This is a genomic window from Burkholderia sp. A9 (genome assembly GCF_000801975.1).
Map to the genome: position 1 here is coordinate 153,486 of NZ_JSZN01000016.1, position 21,703 is coordinate 175,188.

Genomic DNA, 21,703 nt, shown 5'->3' on the forward strand with positions numbered 1-21,703 from the left:
TCAGTAGCCGATGTTCTGTTTGCGCAAGTGCACTGCCGCCTCTCTTCCCCATCGCAACGTCACGGCGTCAGGCTGGCCGGTATAGATGCGCGCCGTAAACCCCTGCGAATCGGTACGACCGACGAAGCGCTGACCTTCTACGGTTTCCACGCAATACAGGACATTAGCCAGCACCTCCCCAGTCCGTGAGTGCTTGACGAGAAATTGCTCGCTGAAGTTGGTTTCGGGGTTGTTGACGATCCGCGACAACAGGTCTAGCAGGTTGCCTTTGCCGCCGGTTTGCTGCTGTATCGGTCCCTTGAAGCGAATAGCAATGCCATCGAGCGTGATACCCGAGCCGTCAATGACGATGCTGCCTCCCGGACCTTGCAGAACCACACGCTCTGCCGCCTCCAACTGGTAGTGAAGGGTTCTCCGTTCGATGCACTGTCCCGCTTCCAAACGGTGGCTGCCGTGAATGAGGTGTTCCGTATGGCCGCCGACATCGACGCGATGGTTGACCGCAATGGTGTCGTGACGATTGTTGCCGACGGTTTCCGTGTGATTCATGCCTGTATGAATCGTGCGATGACGTTCAATGGTGAGTTCTTCGTCCTGCCCTACTCGTTCACGACGATCCCGACCTATTGCAAGTCGTTGGTCATTGCCGATAGCTACGGTTTCGTCGTGTTCGACCTGCTCGCAGCGGTCATGCCCGACGAAGGTAGTTTCATCGTGGTTGACGTAGATGTTCTGATCGCGCTGCGCATGAACGAAGATTTCCTCTTGATCCTTCTCATCCTCGAAACGCAATTCGTTGAAGCCCTCGCCTTTGTGCGTCTGGCTCTTGATCGTCATCCGTGTCTTGTGCTTAGGCAGTTCGTACGGCGGTAGTTGCAGGCGGTTGTAGGCCCGCGACAGGATGAGCGGCTGGTCGGCATCCCCATCCAGGTAGCCGACAATCACCTCCTGCCCGATGCGTGGGATGGCCATATGGCCCCACGTGGCACCGGCCCAGTTCTGTGCGACCTGGATCCAGCAAGAGCTGTGTTCGTCGTTGTTGCCCTTGCGATCCCACGGGAACTGCACCTTCACCCGGCCGTACTCGTCGGTATAGATTTCTTCGCCTTCCGGGCCCACCACCGTCGCGGGTTGCAAGCCGTCGACACGTGATCGTGGCAGCGGCTCAGCACGCCATTCGGCATCGTCCGGCACCAGCACGGCTTCGTAACGATAATGCGTACCCTGTTGCGCGTCGGCACTCTCTTCCGCCTGGCTGGTGTACTGCTTGCCGTGATGCACGATGCTGACCGGGCGCCAACCGCGATTCATGTCTTCGCGCGGGTGGCCAATGAGGTCGAAGGCGATACCGGGTTGCAAACGCGCATCGTCGCCGCTGACCGTCGCGATGCGCGCATCGCGACGGTGACCACGCAGACGGTCCTGCGTGAAGGCCTTTCCGTTGCTCTCGTGCTTGTAGCGGCCTGGATAGTCGTAGCGCGCGTAGCCGCGACCCTGATGATCGAGGTCAGTGGCCTCGCGTGAGTATTCGTGCGGATAGCGTGGACTCTTGAACGTGTAGTCGCGCTGCACCTGGCGCGCGGTACGTACGTTCTCTGTATAGGCGAAGGTGCGCAGGCACGGCTCGCGCTGATCGCCGCCGGGCCTGGGGTTGTAGATCACTGGTTCGCCTTGCTGCCGACCAAAGATAAAAAGACGATCGCAGTGGATCAGGCGGTGACCGTCGGCCTTGTGCTGGAATGCGTAGAAGAAGCCTTCCTCGCGCAGGATACGTTCAATAAAGTCGTAGTCGGTGTCGCCAGCCTGCACGCAGTACTCGCGCGCCAGATGTTCAGCGGTGACGCGCTGCTCGTAGTCCAGCGTCTGGTGATGCGCCTTGAGCACGGCCGCGGCAATCTCCGGCACGCTCAGGGTCTGGAAGATGCGCCAGTCGGAGGATAGCTTAAGGCGCGCCAGACGCGGCTCGACCACAACGGAGTAACGGGTCCTTCGAAACCCGGTTTCCCCTTGCACCAGCGACGACACAGCGCCCTGGATATAGCGCATCGGTTGGCCGCCCAGCCAGATGGTGAGCAGACCGTTGCGGTCGAGCACCTGACCGAAATCGATAGCGGGGTTGGCGCTGGCCAGTTCCACCTGCAACAGGAATGTCTCGGAAAGCCCCTCGCGAAGCGTGAATTCGACAACCTCAAACGATTCGCCGCCAGCGGTGAAGGTAAAGCGCAGGTCGGATTTCTTGGGCATAGTTGAGCTTCCAGCCGTGGCGAGCCAATTTCGTCTCGCGTTAACTTATGAGCACCCAGCAAACAAACCCACTCGAAACCTCTACCGAACCAACCATCGCCCTGACTGCCATGGATCACCCGCCATCGATGCTGGGCAATGCATCTGGCTGCGGCACCGGAAAGATCCCGGCTTCGTAGTGCTCGCGCCTCACGTCTTGCTGTCGACTCGGCACGCCTCAAATCAGCGCCCTTGCGAAGCAAATTCGATTACGGGTTGATTCAGCGGCCAACATGTTCATCTGCTTTCGAATGGCATCGTGGCGTCTGAAAGCGAATGCTGAATGCTCGGCAGCAACGATCAACTATCGCGACATCCACGTCTACGGGACTAGTTCGAAATTGAGCGTGCGTACGAAGCAAAGTAAAGCCCGCCGATTGCCGGGCCGCGAGGTCAATGATTACGCGGCCGCTCGATGATTCGCGTCCTCCGTACCGCTCTGCGGCGTCGTGCATGCAGGCACGGCAATCGACCGAAAAGCCGATCGCAACGTCGGGTCAGTAACCATAAGCCATCTCGCTGCAAGCCACGGCCTTCTGCCGACAGATATGCGTCGACAATCGTGCCGCGCACGGATCAATATCTCTGCGGTAGGGCGAGAACAGATCGCGCGCTCGGGAAATCCGGCCTATCAGGCTCCTGTGCGCGCCGCCACCCGCGCGAACAGCGCGTCGAGATCGAAGCCGGTCGTATCGATACCGATCGTGTCGCGCAGGCACGCGCCCCACGCGGCGGCGCCGTCGAACGTGACGGTGCGCCCCGCGCCCGCCGCGTCGCGCAGCGTCAGCGCGGTGTTGAACAGCGCCGCGCGGCCGTCCGGCAGCACGCGGCACGCGATCAGGTCGTTCACGAAGATCGATTCGGGATACGTCGACGTGAACCAGTTCGCCGCGTCGTAATCGATCCACTCGGCCGGTTTCAGCGAAAAACGGTAGGTTGTCTGCCAGCCGTCGGGGATCTCGAACTGCATGTCGAATTCGCCGTCGACCGGCGCGTCGACGACGCGAAACGCGCCATGCGGTGTCAGTTGCCGCTCGCCCGGCACGAAGCGCAGCGGCGCGGTCAGCGTCGCGCTGCCGAAGCCGATGTCCGCGAGCCAGGCCGCGCCGTCGAGGTCGATGCGCAGCAGCATGTGCGTCTGCGCGGTGACGATCTCGGGCGGCCGCATCCAGCGCACGCGCGCGATCAGCGGCGTCACGCGAAAGCCGATCGTCGTGAGCGCGGTGTAGAACAGCTTGTTGAGTTCGAAGCAGTAGCCGCCGCGACGACTCCCGATCACCTTGTCGACGATCGCGGGCAGCTCGAGCGCGACGCGCGCGCCGGTCAGCGGATTGAGGTTTTCGAACGGGATCGCCTGCGGATGCAGCAGATGCAGCCGGCGCAGCACGTCGAGCGTCGGCTCGGCCGGGCCGTCGTAGCCGATGCGGGCGAAGTAGCGCGGGAGGTCGAACGAGTCAGTCATGAACCGGCACCGATAACGGGGAACACGCAACGATAGCATCGAGCGATATCCCCCACGTTGCGCGGGGCCATTCCGGATCGCCGCGCGCGACGCCAGCGCCGCAGCGCCGCCGCGCGCGGGTCGCGGCAACGTTACGGCAGCAGCTTCAGCGCGGACGACGCGACCGACGGCACCGAAATGCCCTGGCTCGTCGCGAACTGCACGGCCTGGCTGAGCGTCGACGTGAGCGACTGCAACTGGCCCGGCGCGCTTTGCGCGATATACGACGCGGCCTGCATGTTCTGCGGATTCAGGCCCGCCTGCAGCAGCGACGCGGCGTTCGTCGAACCGAGACTGCCGAGCCCCGACTGCAGTTGCGAATACTGCGTGAGGCCCTGGCCGAGCGATGCGAGGCCGTTGCTGAACGCCTGCTTGTCTACCTGACCGTGCGTGACGCCGCCGCTCGCGAACGCCTGACCGAGCGCCTGCGACACCGACTGCTGCGCGCCGCCCATCTGCGACAGCGCGGCCGGCGTCAACGCATTGCCGCCGCCGAGCAGGCCGGCGGCCTGCTGCGCCTGCCCGGCCGCGCCGCTGAGCCCCATCGCCGACGCGAGCGACGACTGGCCGACCAGCACCTGCTGGTTCGCGCCGACGTACGCCTGCAGCAGCTGCGCAACACCACCCTGCGCAGGTGCGGCCTGTTGCTGCCCGGCGCCGAGCAGCGCCGATCCGATCGACTGCAGGTCGAGCTGCGCATGCGCGGTGCCGTTCACGCCCAGCAGGATGCCGATAGCGATGCCCGCCGATGCCAGGTGCTTGCCCGTCGCGCCAATGTGCTTCATCTGTTGTTTCCCTCGTGCCCGAATTATTGAGGTCAACATTTTCGAAGCGCGTCGCGCGCCGCCGCAACGACTGAAACACATCGAAACGAAATCGCCCGCCGCGGCCGCTTGCAATTCCGCCGCCGTCTCACGTCGGCGTGCGCATTCATCGGTGTTTGCCGTGCGATATCAAGCGCGCATCAGGATTCGTTCCTTGTCGGCATCAATATTGTTCCGGCCGGGTTTCCGGAGTCGGCGCTGCAATGGGCGTCATGGTTATGCCGCCATCCAGCCCGGTAACCGCTGGCCGACCCAGTCGGCTGCCTGCTCGTAGCCGCGCGCGAGCTGCAGCACCGCGAGATCGGCACGCGGCCGGCCGATCAGCTGCATCCCCATCGGCAGCCCGGCGTCGTTGAAGCCGACCGGCACGCTGATCACCGGGCAGCCGGCCAGCGTCCACGGCACGACCGTTTCCATCCAGCGGTGGTAGGTGTCCATCGTGCGGCCCGCGATTTCCTTCGGCCAGCGCTGGTCGACGTCGAACGGGAATACCTGCGCGGTCGGCGCCGCGATGAAGTCGTAGCGATCGAAGAAGCTCAGCACGGCCTGATGCCATGCGGTGCGCTCGATGCTCGCGTCGAACACCGCCGCGCCCTGCATCGCGAGCAGCCCTTCGACCTCGTAGATCGCCTCGGGCTTCAGCAGCGCGCGCCGCGCCGGATCGCGATAGTGCGCGAGCAGCCCGCCGCCGGACAGCAGATGCCGATGCGCGAGCCACAGGCGCCAGATCCGGTCCGGCGCAAACGCCGGCAGCGCGGCATCGACGTCGCATCCGATCTCGCGCAGCGTCGCGAGGCCCTTTTCGCACTGCGCGAGCACGCCCGGCTCGGTCGCGAGATAGCCGTTCCAGTCACCGACCCACGCGATGCGCTCGCCGCGCAGGTCCTTGTCGAGCGGCTTCGCGAACAGGGCCGGATCCTCCGCGAGCGACAGCGGATCGTTCGGGTCGTAGCCGGCCTGGATCGCGAGCAGTTGCGCGACGTCGCCGACCGTGCGGCCCATCGGCCCTTCGATGCCGAGCTGCTGCATGTACACGTCGACGCCCGGCCAGCGCGGCACGCGGCCCTGCGACGGACGGAAGCCGTAGATGTTGCAGAACGCGGCCGGATTGCGCAGCGAGCCGCCGAAGTCACTGCCGTCCGCGACCGGCAGCATCCGCGCGGCCAGCGCCGCGGCCGTGCCGCCGCTGCTGCCGCCCGCGCTCTTGGTCAGGTCGTACGGATTGCGCGTCGCGCCGTAGATTTCATTGAACGTATGCGAACCGAGGCCGAACTCCGGCGTATTGGTCTTGCCGATGAAGATCGCACCCGCCGCGCGCATCCGCCCGACGCCGACCGAATCGGCCTGCGGCACGTTATCGCGGAAGATCGGCGAGCCGTAGGTCGTCCGCAGCCCTTTCGTCATCGCGAGATCCTTCGGCGCCTGCGGCATCCCGTGCAGCCAGCCGTGATACTCGCCGCGGGCCAGCGCGGCATCCTTTTCCGCGGCTTCGGCGAGCAGCGTGGCGCGATCGCGCAGCGAGACGAGCGCATTCACCGCGCCATTCACGCGTTCGATGTGATCGAGATACGCATGCATCGTCTCGACGCAGGAGACCGCCTTGCTGCGGATCGCCGACGCGAGCTCGCCGGCCGGCAGGCGCACGATCGGGTCGACGGTGATGGATGCGGGAGCAAGAAGCTGCGGGGCGCCATGCGGCATGCGAGGTCTCCTGGAATCGGAATGGAATGACGGGCCGCGTGGCGGCGGCGGTCCGTTCCGAGCAGCGGTGAGCGGCCGGGAGGGACCGCGCCGCGGCCGATGCACTACTCTACGCGACGCCGAATGGCCGACCTCCGATATTTTCCGCAGCGATTCATTGAGGATTCGACTAAATCGGCGCGCAGGCCCTCGGGATTACCCGCACCGAGCCGCCAGCCCGCCCGGCAGGCCGACCTGCCGATGAAAACGTTTATGCGCATAAACTTAAATTTCTTATATTTCTATCAGGTGCTGCCCGACCCGGTGCGCGTTGACGATCTTTTTACGCCGCCGCCCGGACTCTTTAGGTCGCGCCATCCGGTCACGCGCTACGCTGGAAGCCTGTCGATCCCGAGGCACCCTCGATGCTCAAGCTGCTGGTTCCGGTCGGCCACTCGCCCCGCTCGCTTCAGGCGGTTCGTCACGCGACGTTCCTGTATCGCGAACGGTGCGCGTCGGAGATCGTGCTGATCAACGTACAGGCGCCGCTCGAAGCGACTCGGCTCGAGGCGTTTCACCCGCTGTCGCGGCTGCGCGCGATCGAGGACAAGTTTGCGTGCGACGATCTGGCAATGGCCGAGCGGATGGTGCAGGAGGCCGGCGCCCGGTACAGCGTCGTGAAGAAGGTCGGGCCGGTGGCCGACACGATCGCGGCCGTGGCGGCCGAGACCGGGTGTGACGAAATCGTCGTCGTCGCGCCGCGGCACGATCCGTTTCACATGCTGCTGTCGATGTTCCGTCGCAGCGTGATGGCGCGACTGGTGCGGATTTCGAATGTGCCGGTGACGGCGGTGCAATGAGCCGTGCGGCGCAACGGATGCGACGTCGCAGGGTTCGCCGCGGCCCGCATTGCGCTGCTTCACCGCGCAAACGGCGACGCGCGCAAGCCGGATCACACGGTCATCACGGCCCCGCTTCGGCGGGTCGTTGCTTTGCCGATACCGCGTGACGGCTGTATCCGGTGCGCAGGACAGCGCTTACTTGATGACCTTGCGCCAGAACACGAGATAGGTCGCGGCGGAAGAGGCGACCAGCAGAATTGCCCACATCGGTGCCAGACTGATCAGGACGGAAGACACGTTAAGCATTTGGATTCCTCACTATTTCGATAGCGATGTTCAACACATACCTGCTTCACCAGGAACCGGTGCGCTCATCGCTCGCCGCACATCGCGTTCCGCTAAAACATGCATTCATGCTATCGCTTTGACCGCCGGTGCGACCGTCTCGCCCTGCACGTACCCTGACATTCGTCAAACTCGCGCCAATCGCGCTCCGGTGCGGCCGGCCACCGCCCTTTTCCTCGTTCGCGCGGCAGAAAACAGGACGCGATCACCCCGGGGCCAGCCGCGATTTCAGCAGACGTTTACCGGGGGAAGTCCCAAGTGCTTTGCGAAACGTGTCCGCGTTACGCTTGAGCGACGAGGAGACGAACCATGAGACGAGTTGTACACATCGCTTTTTTCGCGCTGCTGGCCTACCTGATCGGCGATCGCGCGCTGCTGCATGCGCAAGGCCGCGACGCCAGCCCGACGGCGTGCTCGCAGGGTGCCGAGCAGGTGAAATACGACGCGCTCAGCCGGGGCTTCGGCAGCGCGGCAGCCAGCAGCCAGAGCGAGGCATTCATGTCCAGCTGCCTGGTGACCGGGCGCGGCAACCAGGATGTCGCGATGGCGAACAACTGACACGCGCCGGAAGAGCTGCGGGTTGCGTGTCCGTCACGTCGCGCGAGCCGAAGTCGCATCGGCTTGCGGTGTTCGCCGTCAGGGGCACGCTCGATGCTTCGACGGACTTGGCCGTGCGGGTGCCGGCGACGTCCAGGGTTCGCACGCGATCCGCGCACGATGAACGCCTGCCGACCCGGCCCGCCGCCTACATGGCATGCGGGTCGAAATAGGCCTCCCATGTGAGGGGATCGGCCGCGAACCCCGCGCCCCGCTTCAACACGGCCCGCGCTTCGTCCACGCTCGAACGCTCGAGCATCGCGACAAACAGGTTGAAATACGTGTTCCTGTCCGTCGACCCCAGATGGATGGCCTCGACCAGATACTCGCGTGCTTCGGCATGCAAGCGAAGGCCGCACAGCACAGCCCCCAGGCAGGTCAAGACGGCGATATCGTCGGGGTTGTCGTCGAGCGCCCGCTCGAGCAGGGTCCGGGCCTCTCCAAGCAGCACGTCGTACGGCGTCGGGTCATCCGTCCAGGTTCGATCGACGCAGTTTCGCGCCGCAGCAACAAGCATCCTGCCCTGATCGTTCACATTTGCCTCGTCACGCATGCAACGACGTTTCGGTTCGTCGCGTCGAATCGGTTGTCGCCAGCGTCCGGCCACAACGCGTGCGGTTGTTCACCCTTCACGCTCCCCCGCCCCGGATCATCAGTTCGTTGAATCCGGTGACCGCGTCCGGCTCACGGGAGAAACGATGCTCGGGCAACGTGACGAGCAATATCTCGGCGGTCGTGCGCACCACGCAACCGCTCGCGACGTGTCCGCCCGATACACGGCCCTGTGCGTCGGACACCGACATATGCAGGTGAGCGCCGTCCGGCGATACCGAACCGGCAAGCGTGAGTATTTCGAGGTCGGCGCGCAATTCGGTCGGTGCGTCGACGCCTGCGAAGCGCAACTGCGCGACGCTCAGGCTGCCGATTCCCTGGATGACGAATGCCGCGTGTGCGCCGAGCCGATGCAATGCGTGCTCGATGGATGCGCGCAGATCGTCGCCGGGGGAAAGACGCAGAGGATGGGCTTGCATGGTCGATATTCCGCTCGTTGACCTGGTGTCGACCAAGCGTACGTTCGGCCATGCAATCCCGCAAGTCGTGCACGTGAAGAAATGCCGCGCCCGCGTCACCGCGGTGCGCGGCACTCGCGTCACACGGTAAACCGCTCGCTCGCGAACTGCGCATCCGGTATGCCGGCCGCGACGGCAACTTCCCGCGCCCCCTCCACGAGCGGCGGCGGCCCGCACACGTAGAGATCCGGCGACCCGCCGGCCTCGCCGAGCGCCACGCGCAGCGCATCGACCGGCGTACCGCGAAACCCGGCCCAAGCCGCGCCCGGCCGCCACACGCACGCATCGACCCGCAATTGCGGCAACTCGGCCTGCAGTCGTTCCAGCTCGTCGAGCATGAACAATTCGCTATCCTCATTGACGCCGAAGAACAGCCGCGCCTCGTCCATCTCCTGATACTCGGCCATGCGCCGCAACATCGACAGGATCGGCGCGAGGCCCGTGCCGCCCGCGACGAACCAGCGCGGCCGCAGGCTGTCCGCGAACAGGCCGAACCCGCCCATCGGCACGCGCACGGTCAGCGGGTCGCCGGGCCGCGCCCGCTCGCGCAGGTAGGTCGAGAACCAGCCTTGCGGCCGCAGCCGGATCAGGAATTCCAGCCGCCCGTCCCAGTTGCTCGTGTTCGCGAGCGAGTACGGGCGGCGCAAGCCGCTGCCCGGCACCTCGAGCTCGGCGAACTGACCTGCTTCGAACTCCGCCGCCGCACCGAACGCGTCGTCGGGCTCGAGCTGCAGCTCGACGCGCATCGTGTCGCGCGCGATCGTGTCGAGCGCCGCGATCCGCGCGGTGCGCACCGGCACCGGATGAAGCAGCACCTTGCTCCGATCGTACGGCGCGGCGACCCGCAGATCGCCGAGCGGCGTCGTCCGGCACAGCAGCACCGTGCCGGGCTGGCCGGCCGGCAACGCGGCGGCGCTGTGCGCCTGAATCTCGTACGGGCCGTCGACGACGGTCGCCTGGCACGCACCGCAACTGCCGCGCCGGCATTGCGACGGCAGCGTGATATCGGCCTGCGCCGCCGCCGCGAGCAAGTTCTGGCCGGGCTCGCAGTCGAAGCCGAACGGCTGGCCGTCGCGCGTCGTGATCTCGATTCGATAGCTCATCGAACCATCCGGCTCACGCAGCCTTGCGGGCCAGCGCCGCGGCAAGATCGGCACCAGCCTCGCCGATCGGCTGGATCCCGAACTGCTCGACCAGCACCGCAAGCACGCCCGGCGTGACGAACGCCGGCAGCGTCGGCCCGAGCCGGATATTGCGGATGCCGAGCGCGAGCAGCGTCAGCAGCACGGCCGCCGCCTTCTGCTCGAACCACGAGATGACGAGCGACAGCGGCAGGTCGTTCACGCCGCACTCGAACGCGTCGGCGAGCGCGGTCGCGATCCGGATCGCCGAATAGCTGTCGTTGCACTGCCCGACGTCGAGCAGGCGCGGAATGCCGCCGATGTCGCCGAACGCGTGCCGGTTGAAGCGGTACTTGTTGCAGCCGAGCGTCATCACGACCGTATCGTCGGGTGCCTGCTCCGCGAACTCGGTGTAGTAGTTGCGGCCCGGCGCCGCGCCGTCGCAGCCGCCGATCAGGAAGAAGTGGCGGATCTGTCCGGCCTTCACCGCGTCGATCACCTTGTCTGCGACGCCCAGCACCGCATGCCGGCCGAAGCCGACGGTGATCGTCTCCGCTGGCGCGGTGGCCGGATAACCGGGCAGCGCCTGCGCCGCGCGGATCAGCATCGAGAAATCGTGCGCTTCGAGATGCCGCACGCCGGGCCAGCCAACCGGCCCGGTCGTGAAGATCCGCTGCCGGTATTGCGGCTGCGGCTCGATGATGCAGTTGGAGGTCATCAGGATCGGCCCGGGGAAATGCGCGAAGTCGCTCTGCTGGTCCTGCCACGCGCCGCCATAGTTGCCGGCCAGGTGCGGGAACGCCTTCAGCGCCGGATACGCATGGGCCGGCAGCATTTCGCCGTGCGTGTAGACCTGGATGCCGGTGCCAGCCGTCTGCTCGAGCAATGCATGCAGATCGCCGAGATCGTGGCCCGATACGAGGATCGCCTTGCCCGCCACCGGCGACACGCGCACCGCAGTCGGCTGCTGCTCGCCGAAGCGGCCGGTGTTCGCGTGGTCGAGGAGCTCCATCACCGTCAGGTTCAAGCGGCCGAGATCGAGCGCCTGCCCGAGCAGCGCGTTGACGTCGTCGGGTTCATCCGCGAGGAACGCGAGTGCCGCCTCGACGCCCTCGTAGATATCGTCGCGTTCGTAGCCGAGCACCCGCGCATGATGCGCATACGCGCACACCCCCTTCAGGCCGTACAGCACCAGCGCACGCAGCGCGACGATATCCGCGCCCACCGTGTCGAGGCCCGCGTCGATGCCGACGCTCGACGCCTGCGCCAGCAAGCCGGCCAGATCGCCCGCCGGCTGCCACGCGGCCGGCCCCTGCAGCACCGGCACCGCGATTCCAGCGGCCCGTGCGTGTGCTTCGCACGCGGCCTTCACGCGATCGCGCGTCTGCGCCGCTTCACGCAGCAGCGCGACGAAGCGCGTCGCATGGAAGTTCACGTTGGTCAGCGTGGTGAACATCGCGTACAGCACGAACCGGTCCGCGTCGCGGTCGGGCTCGCCCATCGTGCGCGCGATCGCGCCGTACTGAGCGATGCCCTTCACCGCATGAACCAGCAGGTCCTGCAGGTCGGCCGTGGTCGCGTCCTTGCCGCAGTTGCCCTTCGCCGATGCGCAGCCGGGCCGTGCGCCGGTCCGGTCGGTCTGTTCGCATTGATAGCAAAACACGGTGCTCTCCTTTCTCGATCATGGGGGCGCGGGTCGGCGCGATCGGCGACGGGAATCATGTTCCGGGCCGCCGGGCATCCCGCCCGCTTCAAGATGCGTGTTGCATGCATCTTTTTCATGATGTTTCGGCGCGGCTTCGGCCACCGTGACGCAGATCAAGAAACCGCCCGCGCGCGGTGGGACAACTTGTCGCTACGCCTGCCGGCCGGCGCGGCGCGTGCCGGTTCGTTTTCGTCATCCGCGCAGTCGATGCCCCAGTCGCCGTATCGATACCAGTCTTCGCCGAGCAGTTCGCACGGGTGCTGGGTACGGGTGGAGCCGTTGCCGCAACGCATGGCATGCGTCGGGCAGTAGTTGTCGCATCCCCAGCAGATCCGTTCCGGATGCAGCGGATGCAGCGGAAATTTCTTGGCCATGGTTCGTCGTCCCGGTGTCGTTGTGCCCGCTACCGTTCGACTCTAGTCCGCGCGGCGAACGATGCCGATGCGGCATTCGTTCGCACCTGCGCCGCTGCGTTACCCGCGATGCTCGCTCGCGAGCAGCCCGTACAGCGCGCTGTCCGACACCTCGTCGCCGACGATCCAGCGTTCGCGCAGCACGCCTTCCCTGACGAAACCGAGCCGCTCGAGCAGCCGTGCCGACGCGACGTTGCGCGGATCGATGTCCGCCTCGATCCGGTTCAGGCGCAGCGTATCGAACGCGTGCGCGATGAGCGCCGACGCCGCTTCGTGCATATACCCGCCGCGCCAGTATCGGCGACGCAGGCTGAAGCCGATCTCGGCACGCCGGCATTGCTCGTGCGCATGAAACAGCACGCATTCGCCCAACACCTCGCCGGTGTCCCGCGCTTCAAGCACGCAGACGAGATCCTGCCCGCTGGCGGTCGTCGCCAGGTTGCGCGCAACGCGCTCGACCGCCTGTTGCAGGTCCGCGAGCGGTGCGAACGAGAAATAGCGCATCGCTTCCGCATCCGACCAGATGTCGAACAACGCGTGCACGTCCGCTTCGCGAAGCGGACGCAGAACGAGGCGGGACGTATGCAGCGTGACGGGTTCGAACATGGGCATCGCGACGGCCGGATGAACAACGGGACCGTGAATTAGAACACGCACGCCGCGGGGCGGCTATCGCGCGTGCCCGCCCTGCCCGGCACCGGGATGTCACTGTCGCGCACCCCGAAAACGAAAAGGCCCGGACATCGTCCGGGCCCTTCGCGTCAGCCGTTACTGCCGGCCGCGCTTACGCTTCGAGCGCTTCGAGCACCTTCCCCTTCGTCTCGATCCCGACGAAGTGGACAGTCACCGCCGCGATCAGCGGCACGACGCCGATCAGGTAGAACGCCGGCGCGAGGTTGCCGCCGATGATCGCGTGCGGCACGATCATCGGCGCGGCGAACGACGCGATCTTCAGCCATGCGCTGCCGAGCCCGCAACCGGACGCGCGGATGCTCGTCGGATACTGTTCCGGCGTATAGACGTACGCGGTGATGAACCCCGACGCCATCAACCCGAGCGACAGCGAGCAGAAGACCGCGACGACATACACTGACGACGCGTGATAGATGCCCGCGAGCGCCAGCGACAGCGCGCACAGCACGAACGACCACACGATCACCGGCTTGCGGCCGAGCTTGTCGACCAGCAGCGCGGAGGCGAGCGAGCCGAACACACCCATCACCGAGCCGATCACGGCAAGGTTCAGCGCGAGCTGCAGCGGCGCGTGATAGAAGTTCTTGTAGATCGTCGGCAACCACGTGGACAGCCCGTACTGGATGAACCCGCAGGTTGCCCACAGCGTCGCCACCGCGAGTGTGCGCTTGCGATACGCGGCGCTGAACAGGTCGCTCATCTTGCGCTTCGGATGCTGGCGCACCATCTCGTCGAACGCGGCAACCTGCGTGACGGGCGGCAGCTCGCCGCGCACCGACGCTTCGAATACGCCCACCGCGCGCCCGGCTTCCGCGAGCCGTCCGCGCGACGCGAGCCAGCGCGGCGACTCCGGCACGACACGCGTGAGCACCAGCGCGAGGATCAGCGGCAGCCCGCCGACGAAGTACATGATCTCCCAGCCGAACCGCGGCACGAGCCACGCGCCGAGCGCCATCGACACCAGCAGGCCGATCGGGAACACGATTTCGTACAGCAGCACGAAGCGGCCGCGGCCGTGGGCACGCGTGATCTCGTTGATATAGGTCGCCGCGACCGGCAGTTCGCCGCCGAGCCCGAGCCCCTGCAGGATCCGCAGCAGCACGAACACCTCGAACGTCGGCGCGAACCCGCACGCGATGCTGGTGATGCCGATCACGGCCGAGCTCCACGCGATCGCCTTCACGCGGCCATGCTTCTCGGCGAGCGCAGGAAACAGGAACGCGCCGATCAGTTGGCCGATCGCGCCGGACGCGATCAGCATGCCGATCTGCGTCGGCGACAGCCCCCACTTGTGAATCAGCAGCGGCAGCGTCGCCGCGATCGTGATCACGTCGAAGCCGTCGAAGAACGTCGCGGTGCCGATCAGCACGCGCGCGCGGATCTGCATCGAGTTGGCCGGAAGCCGCTCGAGCCGCGCGATGATCGCGCCGGGCGTGGAGGCGGCAGCTTCCGTCGTGGCACTGCCGGCCACGACGTTGTCGAAAGTGCTCATGCGGGGTGTCTCCTGGATCTTTGTACCGGTTTGGCCGGTCAGGCAAGCGCTTTGGACGTGTCTGCCAGGGCTTCCGTATCGACTGCCCGGCCCTGGTTCATCCACTTGCGCGCGAGCTTCAGCTCGCGTGCGTTGTTCACGGCGATGACACCTCTCACATGCCCGTCGCCAACGAAAAACAGCGTCGCGCGGCGCGCGGCGAGATCGCCGCGTACGACGAGCTGTGCATCGGCCGGCAGATCGCCAAGGATCTGCAGGTTCACGTCGTACTGATCGGACCAGAACCACGGAATCTCCGCGTACGGCGCGCGCACGCCGAGCACGGCCTTCGCGGCCGCGATCGCCTGGTTCTGCGCGTTCGCCCACGATTCGAGCCGCACGCGCCGCTTCAGCCAGCCGTTGTGGTGGTTCGCGACGTCGCCGCACGCGAAGATCGCCGGGTCGCTGGTCGCGCCGAATTCGTCGACGACGATGCCGTCGTCGAGCGCCAGCCCCGCGTCGCTCGCGAGCGACGCATTCAGCGCGAGACCGATGCCGGCCACCGCGAAATCGGCGTCGATCGTCGTGCCGTCCGCGAGCGTCGCGCGCACCTTCGATGCGTCGTCCTGCTGCACGTCGAGCGATGCGAGCGCCGCGCCGAGACGCACGTCGACGCCGTTCGCGCGGTGCAGGTCGAGCAGGAAGTCCGACACGATCTGCGGCACCGAACGCCCGCACAGGCGCGGCGCACCTTCGACGACGACCGCCTCGACGCCGAGCTTGCGCGCGGTCGCCGCGACTTCGAGGCCGATCCAGCCGCCGCCGATCACGAGCACGCGCCGGCTCGCGCGCAGCTTCTCGCCAAGCGCGGCCGCTTCGTCGAGCGTGCGCAGGTAATGCAGGTTCGGCGTCTTGACGATCGCATCCGGCAAGCGGCGCGACGTGCCGCCGGTCGCGATCACGAGGCGGTCGTATTCGATCTCGCGGCCGCTTTCGGTCTTCACCACGCGGCGTGCCCGATCGATCGATGCCGCGCGTTCCGGCTGCCATGCCTCGACGTTCAGCGCGTCGAATTCGTCCGGACGCACGACGCGCACCGTCTCGACGTCGGCATCGCCGGCCAGCACGGCCTTCGACAGCGGCGGGCGCTCGTACGGCAGGTGCGGTTCATCCGCGATCATCACGAGGCGGCCCGCGAAGCCTTCCGCGCGCAGCGTCTTCAGCACCCAGCCTGCAGCCTGGCCACCACCGATCACGACGACCGTGCCCGGCGCCTGCGTATTCGCTTCGGTCATGATTTGCGCTCCGTCATGAACTTGCCTTCCGGCGCCTTCGCGTTCTTCTGCCGGCGCGTGTTGCCGTCGAGGCCCCCGTCGACAGCCCATTCGGCGAACACGGTCGGACCCGGTTCGAATTCGCGCGGCTGCCATTCGGGCGTCAGCACGTCTTCGTCCGCGTAGTACTCGATCAGCGCGCCGGCCGGATTCTGGAAGTACCAGAAGTACGCGGACGACACCGGGTGACGACCCGGGCCGAGCTGCGTTTCCCAGCCGCAGCGGTCGATGTGCATGCCGCCGCCGAACACTTCGTGGATGTCGCGCACGGTGAACGCGACGTGGTTCAGGCCGCGCTTGCCATTCGGCAGCGCGAGCAGGAACAGGTCGTGGTGGCCGCCGTGCGGCGCGCAGCGCATGAACGCGCCGCGGCCCGGGTAGCGGTCCGACGTCTCGAAGCCGAGTAGCTCGTGATAGAACTTTTCCTGCGCGTCGAGGCAGTTCGTGAAGAACACGACGTGTCCGACCTCGACCGGCTCGGCGCGCGCGTAGATCGGGCTCGGCTGGTCGACCCGCACCGTCTGGCCCCACACGTTCGACGGCGAGCCGGTGATGTCGAGTGCACGCTTGCGCGTCACCTCGATGCGGATCGCCATCCCGTTCGGATCGATGCAGCCGACCGCATCGTCCTGCGCGTAATAGCCGGGCTGGCCGGCCAGCTTCGTGCGCAGCGCGTCGACTTCCTGCTGCGTCGCGACGCCCCACGTGACTTCACGCAGCGTCGGGCCCGCTTCGAACGCGGGCGGCAGCGACGGATCGTCGGCCATCACGACCAGCACGGTGCAGCCGTTCAACGTTTCGAAGCGTGCGCGCGTGTCGTCGTGCGCGACTTCCTTCAGCCCCCAGTCGGCGAAAAAACGCCGGCACGTCGCGAGGTCGTCGACACCGTACGTGACCTGCTCGATACCCAAGATGCTCATTGCGTCATTCCCCTTCGCTCAGTTCGCCCACGGCAGCGGCGCGTCGTTCAAGCCCCAGTAGAGGCTCTTCTGCTGCATGTACTCGCGGATGCCGAGACGCCCCTTCTCGCGTCCCATTCCGCTCTCCTTCCAGCCCGAGAACGGCGTGGAGATCGAGAACAGCTTGTACGTGTTGATCCAGACGGTGCCCGTCTCGAGCGCACGCGCGGTGCGCCACGCGCGCTTGTAGTCGCGCGTCCAGATCCCGGCGGCGAGACCGAACACGCTGTCGTTCGCCTGCGCGATCAGCGACGCTTCGTCGTCGAACGGCATCGCGACCAGCACCGGCCCGAAGATTTCTTCCTGGCAGATGCGTGCGCTGTTCGGCAAGCCTTCGAGAATCGTCGGCTGATAGAAGAAACCGTCCTCGCGCCCGTCGCCCGACGGCCGCTCGCCGCCGCACAGCAGGCGGCCGCCTTCTTCCAGCCCGAGCGCGACGTAGCGCTCCACCGACTCGCGATGCTTCGCGGTGATCAGCGGGCCCATCTGCGTGTCGGGCCGCGTCGGGTCGCCCACGCGCAGCTTGCGTGCGCCGGCCACCAGCCGCTGCATGAATTCGTCGTACACCGCGCGCTGCACGAACAGGCGCGAACCCGCGATGCATGCCTCGCCCGACGAGCTGAAAATGCCGTACAGCACGCCGTTGACCGCGTGATCGAGATCCGCGTCGTCGAACACGATCGTCGGCGACTTGCCGCCGAGCTCCAGCGACACGGGCATCAGCTTTTCGGCCGCGATGCGCGCGATACCGCGGCCGACTTCGGTGCCGCCGGTAAACGACACCTTCTTCACGAGCGGATGACGCACCAGCACGTCGCCGATCACCGAGCCCTTGCCCGGCAGCACGCTCAGCACGCCCTTCGGCACGCCGGCTTCCTCGCAGATGCGGGCCAGCGCGAGCGACACGAGCGGCGTGACTTCGGCCGGCTTGAGCACCACCGCGTTGCCGCCGGCGAGCGCCGGCGCGAGCTTCTGCGCGTCGGATGCGATCGGCGAGTTCCACGGCGTGATCGCCGCGATCACACCGATCGGCTCGTGCACGCTCATCGTCAGGTAATCGCCGCGCGACGGCGTCAGTTCTTCGTCGAGCGTTTCCAGGCAGGCAGCGAAATAGCGGAACGTGTTCGCCGCGCTGGCCACCAGCACGCGCGTCTCGCCGATCGGCTTGCCGTTGTCGCGGCGCTGCAGGTTCGCGAGCGCCTCGTGACGCTGCATGATCAGGTCGGCGATCCGGTACAGCACCAGCGCGCGCTGGTGCGGCTTGAGCCCCGCCCAGTCGGCGCGACGCCACGCGGCATCGGCAGCCACGACGGCTTCGGCCGCGTCTTCCGCATTCGCCGTCGAAACTTCCATGTTCAGCGACTGGTCGGCCGGATAGATGCTCGCGAAAGGCGCGCCACGGCCGCGTCGCCACTCGCCGCCGATCAGGATGTCGCCGTTGGGTACGAGGCTCGTATCGAATGGAGTCATGTCACAAGTCCCACAAATCTGTCTCTGCACAGCTGCCCGCGCCGTGGCGCAGGCGGCCGTTCAATGGCCCGAATGGCCGGGTCGGCCGGGTGGTCCGCTCAGATCACGCAGCGGGCCGCGCGATTGCGCAGCGCGCGGATCGCGCTGTACGCGGTCAACGCGGAAGTCTTCGGGTTGTCGGGCAACGGCTTGCCGCTCATTTCGAGCGACATCTCGCCGAATGCGCCGCGTGCGGTAATGCGGTGCACGTTGCGCTCGACGGCCGGATCGGCGATCAGGCGCACGCGCGTCGCGTCGAGGCCGAGGCCCGCAAGCGCAACCGTCGCCGCGACGTTTGCGTTCTTCGGGTACAGCCGCGCGGCGTCGCGTGCGGTGCCTTCGAAGATCACCTTCTCTTCGGTCATCGCACGCAGGTCGCACAGTTCCTCGGCGGGCGTGCCGAGCCAGCCGAGCGGCGGCTTGCGGCCGACGTACAGCACCTCGTCGAGGCCGCCCTGCTTTGCCGACGCCAGCGCGTCGATCCCGCCGATCGCGCCGGACAGCAGCGTCACGGTGGCATCGCCTTCGTCGGCAGCCTGCGACAGCACGTCGAGCAGCGCGAGATCGGACAGCGCGCCGATCGACGCGACCGCGCAATCGGTGCCGGCCCTCAGCAGCGGCACGACGTGATCGACGAGCGCACTGTGGCCCGCGCATTCGAGCGCGAATTCGGGGCGGTGGGCCAGCGCGTCGACCGACGACACGACCTCCACCGCACCGCCGAGCTCACGCTGCACCGCGTCGCGCTGGTGCTCGGGCACGATCACGTGCGCGACGCGCAACGACGCATCGTGCTCGACCGCGTGATACACGGCGGCACCGATCGCGCCGAAGCCGATCATCGCGACGTCGACGGGCGCATGCCCGTGTCCGTGGCCGTGGTGGCGTCCGTTAAGCATATTGGCGCTCCGACGGCGCTTCCTTCTTCACCGGCGGGCCCGCGAATGCCGACGTGAACGAGCCGACCGACAGCATGTCGACTTCGACCATCACCGGGCCTTCCTTCGCGATCCCTTCGCGCACGATCGCTTCCGCCTGGTCGAGCGACGTGATCCGGTAGTGCGTGAGGCCGAAGCTCGCGCAGAACTGCGCGAAATCGGGCTGGTGCAGTTGCACGAAGCAGCGGCGGCCGCCGTAGTGCGCGTCCTGGATGTTGCGGATCACGCCGTAGCACTGGTCGTTCATCAGCACGATCATCACGTTCGCGTTTTCCTGCACGGCCGTCACGAGTTCGCCGACGTTGACCATCAGGCCGCCGTCGCCGACCAGGCAGACCGTCTTCGCCGCCGAGCCGGCCAGCGCCGCGCCGATGCCCATCTGGATGCCCTGGCCGATGCCGCCGCCGAGCGCATGCACGCCCGCGCGCGGTTCGAAGATCTTCAGCAGGCGGTTGCCCCACGTGCTGTTCGAGATCGTCACGTCGCGCACCCAGTTGTAGTCGCGGCCCACCGCGCCCTGCAGCGTGTCGACCAGCTTCTTGTACGGCCCGAGGCCTTCCGCCACGCTGGTGACGGCCTGCTCGCGCGCCGCCGCGAGGTCGGCCGCGAATTGCGGATCGACGGACAGGCGGCCTTCGAGGCGATCGGCCAGCTCGGCCAGCACGCGCTTCGAATCGCCGTGCACGAACAGCTCGTTGCGATAGCCGCGGTTGTCGGCGAGCGCATCGGCGTCGACGCGGAACAGCGGCTGCGGCAGCGCGAGCTTGTACTTCAGCGTCTCGTTGCCGCGCAGGCGCGAGCCGACCACGACGAGCGCATCGCAGGTCTTGTAGAACGCTTCGACGGATGCGTGGACGTTGAACGCGCCGAGCGTCGCCGGATGATCTTCCGGCAGCACGCCGCGGCCCTGCACGCTCGTCACGACGCCGAAACCGAGCTTGACCAGGCGTTCGACTTCCGCACGCGCATGACGCGCGCCGCCGCCGAGCCACAGCAGCGGACGGCGCTTGGCCGCCAGCGCGTCGGCGAGCTTCGCGACGCGTGCATCGTCGTGTTCGCGCACCGCGACGTGTGCGGGTGCGAGGTCTTCCGGCCATTCGATTTCGGCGGCCTGGATGTCGATCGGAATCTCGACCGACACGGGGCCCGTCGGCGCGGTCTGCGCGATGCGCACCGCTTCGCGGATCGTCGGCAGCACGGTTTCGACCGTACGCACGCGGAACGCGGCCTTCGAGATCGCGTCGAGCATCGTCAGCTGGTCCGGCGCTTCGTGGATGTATGCCAGATCCTGGTCCAGGTACGGCGTCTCGATCTGCCCGGTGATGTGCAGCAGCGCCGTGCCGGCCGTCAGGGCCTCGACCATCGCGCCGGCCGCGTTGCCCGCCGCCGTGCCGGTGCTCGTGAACGCGACGCCCAGGCCGCCCGACACGCGAGCCAGGCCGTCGGCCATGTTCACCGCGCCCGCTTCACCGCGCGCGCCGACATACCGGATGTTGCCGCGCGAGTTGATCGCGTCGAGGATCGGCATGTTGTGGATCGAGATGACACCGAATGCGGTTTTGACGTCGCACTGCTCGAGAAAGGCGGCAATCAGCTCGCCAACCGTGGTTTTTTTAGACATGGCGTGCAAAACCTCCAGAAACGTCGATATGGCTGCCCGTCGTATAGGACGACAGATGCGTTGCGAGATAAAAAAGTGCCCAGGCTGCCTCGTCGGGCTTGCCGAAGCGGTTCAGCGGAATGTTCTTGTTGCGGGCGAGCGCGCCCGTCCAGTCTTCCCAGCTTTCGCCGGCTTGCGCCTGCGCTTCGTAGCGGCGGCGCCACTGCCCCGACTCGACGATGCCGATCAGGATCGAGTTCACGCGGATGCTCTGCGGCGCCAGCTCGGTCGCGAGCGACTTCACGAGGCTCAGCACGCCCGCGCGCGCCGACGACGTCGCGACCATGTGCGGTTCCGGCTGCAGCGCGAGCAGGGAGTTCACGCAGGTGATCGTCGGCGCCTGCGCGTCGCGCAGCAGCGGCAGGAACGCGCGGGTCGGGCGGATGATGCTGAAGTACTTCAGCTCGAGCTCTTCGCGCCATGCGTCGTCGGTCGTTTCCGCGAAGGTCGACACGCGGCCCTGGCCTGCGTTGTTGACCAGCATGTCGGCCCGGCCGAAGCGCTCGGACACGGCCTGCGCGAATGCGGCCACGTCGGCTTCGTCGAGCACGTTGCAGCGCACGGCGAGCAGTTGCGCGCCCGGATATTTTTCGCCGAGCATCGCTTCGGCGCGCGCGAGGCGCTCGCCGTCGCGGCCGCAAATCGCGACCGACGCGCCGGCCTGCAGGAACCGTTCGGCAGTCGCGAGGCCGATGCCGGACGAACCGCCCGTCACCACCGCCACCTGCCCGGTCAGATCGATCTGAATCATGTCAATC

General features: G+C 66.8%; 19 protein-coding genes. 2 read left to right on the forward strand and 17 right to left on the reverse strand.

Annotated elements, in window-relative coordinates; translation table 11 throughout:
- The 4 genes from PI86_RS08670 to PI86_RS08685 all read right to left on the reverse strand — a co-directional run bounded on the left by PI86_RS08670 (position 1) and on the right by PI86_RS08685 (position 6,309).
- Positions 1-2,244, reverse strand: coding sequence for a type VI secretion system Vgr family protein (locus PI86_RS08670; protein ID WP_082012182.1), 2,244 nt, complete (start codon positions 2,242-2,244; stop codon positions 1-3).
- 670 nt (positions 2,245-2,914) lie between these two features.
- Complete coding sequence (locus PI86_RS08675) at positions 2,915-3,745, reverse strand: arylamine N-acetyltransferase family protein (RefSeq protein WP_039321001.1); 831 nt, start codon at positions 3,743-3,745, stop codon at positions 2,915-2,917.
- A gap of 131 nt (positions 3,746-3,876) precedes the next feature.
- Entirely contained in the window at positions 3,877-4,569 is a 693-nt protein-coding gene (locus tag PI86_RS08680) for a hypothetical protein (protein ID WP_039321004.1), read from the reverse strand.
- A gap of 255 nt (positions 4,570-4,824) precedes the next feature.
- On the reverse strand, positions 4,825-6,309 hold the full coding sequence (locus PI86_RS08685; protein ID WP_039321006.1) for an amidase: 1,485 nt from the start codon (positions 6,307-6,309) through the stop codon (positions 4,825-4,827).
- Between the two features lie 404 nt (positions 6,310-6,713).
- Here PI86_RS08685 and PI86_RS08690 point away from each other — a divergent pair, with 404 nt between their 5' ends.
- Positions 6,714-7,148, forward strand: a complete 435-nt coding sequence (locus tag PI86_RS08690; protein ID WP_014898946.1) for a universal stress protein — start codon at positions 6,714-6,716, stop codon at positions 7,146-7,148.
- Positions 7,149-7,784: 636 nt separating this feature from the next.
- Complete coding sequence (locus PI86_RS08695; RefSeq protein ID WP_039321009.1) at positions 7,785-8,033, forward strand: hypothetical protein; 249 nt, start codon at positions 7,785-7,787, stop codon at positions 8,031-8,033.
- Between the two features lie 187 nt (positions 8,034-8,220).
- On the opposite strand, the gene PI86_RS08700 is transcribed toward PI86_RS08695, so the two are convergent.
- From PI86_RS08700 to PI86_RS08760, 13 genes are all read right to left on the reverse strand, one after another.
- Positions 8,221-8,625, reverse strand: coding sequence for a tetratricopeptide repeat protein (locus PI86_RS08700; protein ID WP_052319399.1), 405 nt, complete (start codon positions 8,623-8,625; stop codon positions 8,221-8,223).
- Between the two features lie 76 nt (positions 8,626-8,701).
- The gene (locus PI86_RS08705; RefSeq protein WP_039321012.1) at positions 8,702-9,103 is read right to left on the reverse strand and encodes a PPC domain-containing DNA-binding protein; all 402 of its coding nucleotides are present in this window, start codon (positions 9,101-9,103) and stop codon (positions 8,702-8,704) included.
- Positions 9,104-9,222: 119 nt separating this feature from the next.
- A complete protein-coding gene (locus PI86_RS08710; protein WP_039321014.1) occupies positions 9,223-10,245 on the reverse strand; it encodes a 2Fe-2S iron-sulfur cluster-binding protein in 1,023 nt (340 codons plus the stop codon).
- 13 nt (positions 10,246-10,258) lie between these two features.
- Entirely contained in the window at positions 10,259-11,926 is a 1,668-nt protein-coding gene (hcp, locus tag PI86_RS08715; protein ID WP_039321016.1) for a hydroxylamine reductase, read from the reverse strand.
- A gap of 155 nt (positions 11,927-12,081) precedes the next feature.
- Positions 12,082-12,342 (reverse strand): DUF3079 domain-containing protein, encoded by a 261-nt coding sequence (locus PI86_RS08720; protein ID WP_052319400.1) that lies wholly within the window; start codon positions 12,340-12,342, stop codon positions 12,082-12,084.
- Between the two features lie 99 nt (positions 12,343-12,441).
- Complete coding sequence (locus tag PI86_RS08725) at positions 12,442-12,993, reverse strand: GNAT family N-acetyltransferase (RefSeq protein WP_039321018.1); 552 nt, start codon at positions 12,991-12,993, stop codon at positions 12,442-12,444.
- Between the two features lie 172 nt (positions 12,994-13,165).
- Positions 13,166-14,566 (reverse strand): MFS transporter, encoded by a 1,401-nt coding sequence (locus PI86_RS08730; RefSeq protein WP_039321020.1) that lies wholly within the window; start codon positions 14,564-14,566, stop codon positions 13,166-13,168.
- A gap of 38 nt (positions 14,567-14,604) precedes the next feature.
- A complete protein-coding gene (locus tag PI86_RS08735) occupies positions 14,605-15,840 on the reverse strand; it encodes an NAD(P)/FAD-dependent oxidoreductase (RefSeq protein WP_039321022.1) in 1,236 nt (411 codons plus the stop codon).
- The gene (locus tag PI86_RS08740; protein WP_039321023.1) at positions 15,837-16,799 is read right to left on the reverse strand and encodes a VOC family protein; all 963 of its coding nucleotides are present in this window, start codon (positions 16,797-16,799) and stop codon (positions 15,837-15,839) included. Before PI86_RS08740 ends, PI86_RS08735 begins: the two co-directional genes overlap by 4 nt.
- Before the next feature lie 18 nt (positions 16,800-16,817).
- A complete protein-coding gene (locus PI86_RS08745; RefSeq protein WP_014898934.1) occupies positions 16,818-18,308 on the reverse strand; it encodes an aldehyde dehydrogenase in 1,491 nt (496 codons plus the stop codon).
- A 98-nt stretch (positions 18,309-18,406) separates the two neighbouring features.
- Positions 18,407-19,246 (reverse strand): aspartate dehydrogenase, encoded by an 840-nt coding sequence (locus PI86_RS08750; RefSeq protein WP_039321029.1) that lies wholly within the window; start codon positions 19,244-19,246, stop codon positions 18,407-18,409.
- Positions 19,239-20,906, reverse strand: a complete 1,668-nt coding sequence (locus PI86_RS08755; protein WP_039321032.1) for a thiamine pyrophosphate-binding protein — start codon at positions 20,904-20,906, stop codon at positions 19,239-19,241. The genes PI86_RS08750 and PI86_RS08755 overlap by 8 nt, the downstream gene beginning before the upstream one ends.
- On the reverse strand, positions 20,899-21,696 hold the full coding sequence (locus PI86_RS08760) for an SDR family oxidoreductase (RefSeq protein WP_039321033.1): 798 nt from the start codon (positions 21,694-21,696) through the stop codon (positions 20,899-20,901). The genes PI86_RS08755 and PI86_RS08760 overlap by 8 nt, the downstream gene beginning before the upstream one ends.
- Between the last annotated feature and the right edge of the window lie 7 nt (positions 21,697-21,703).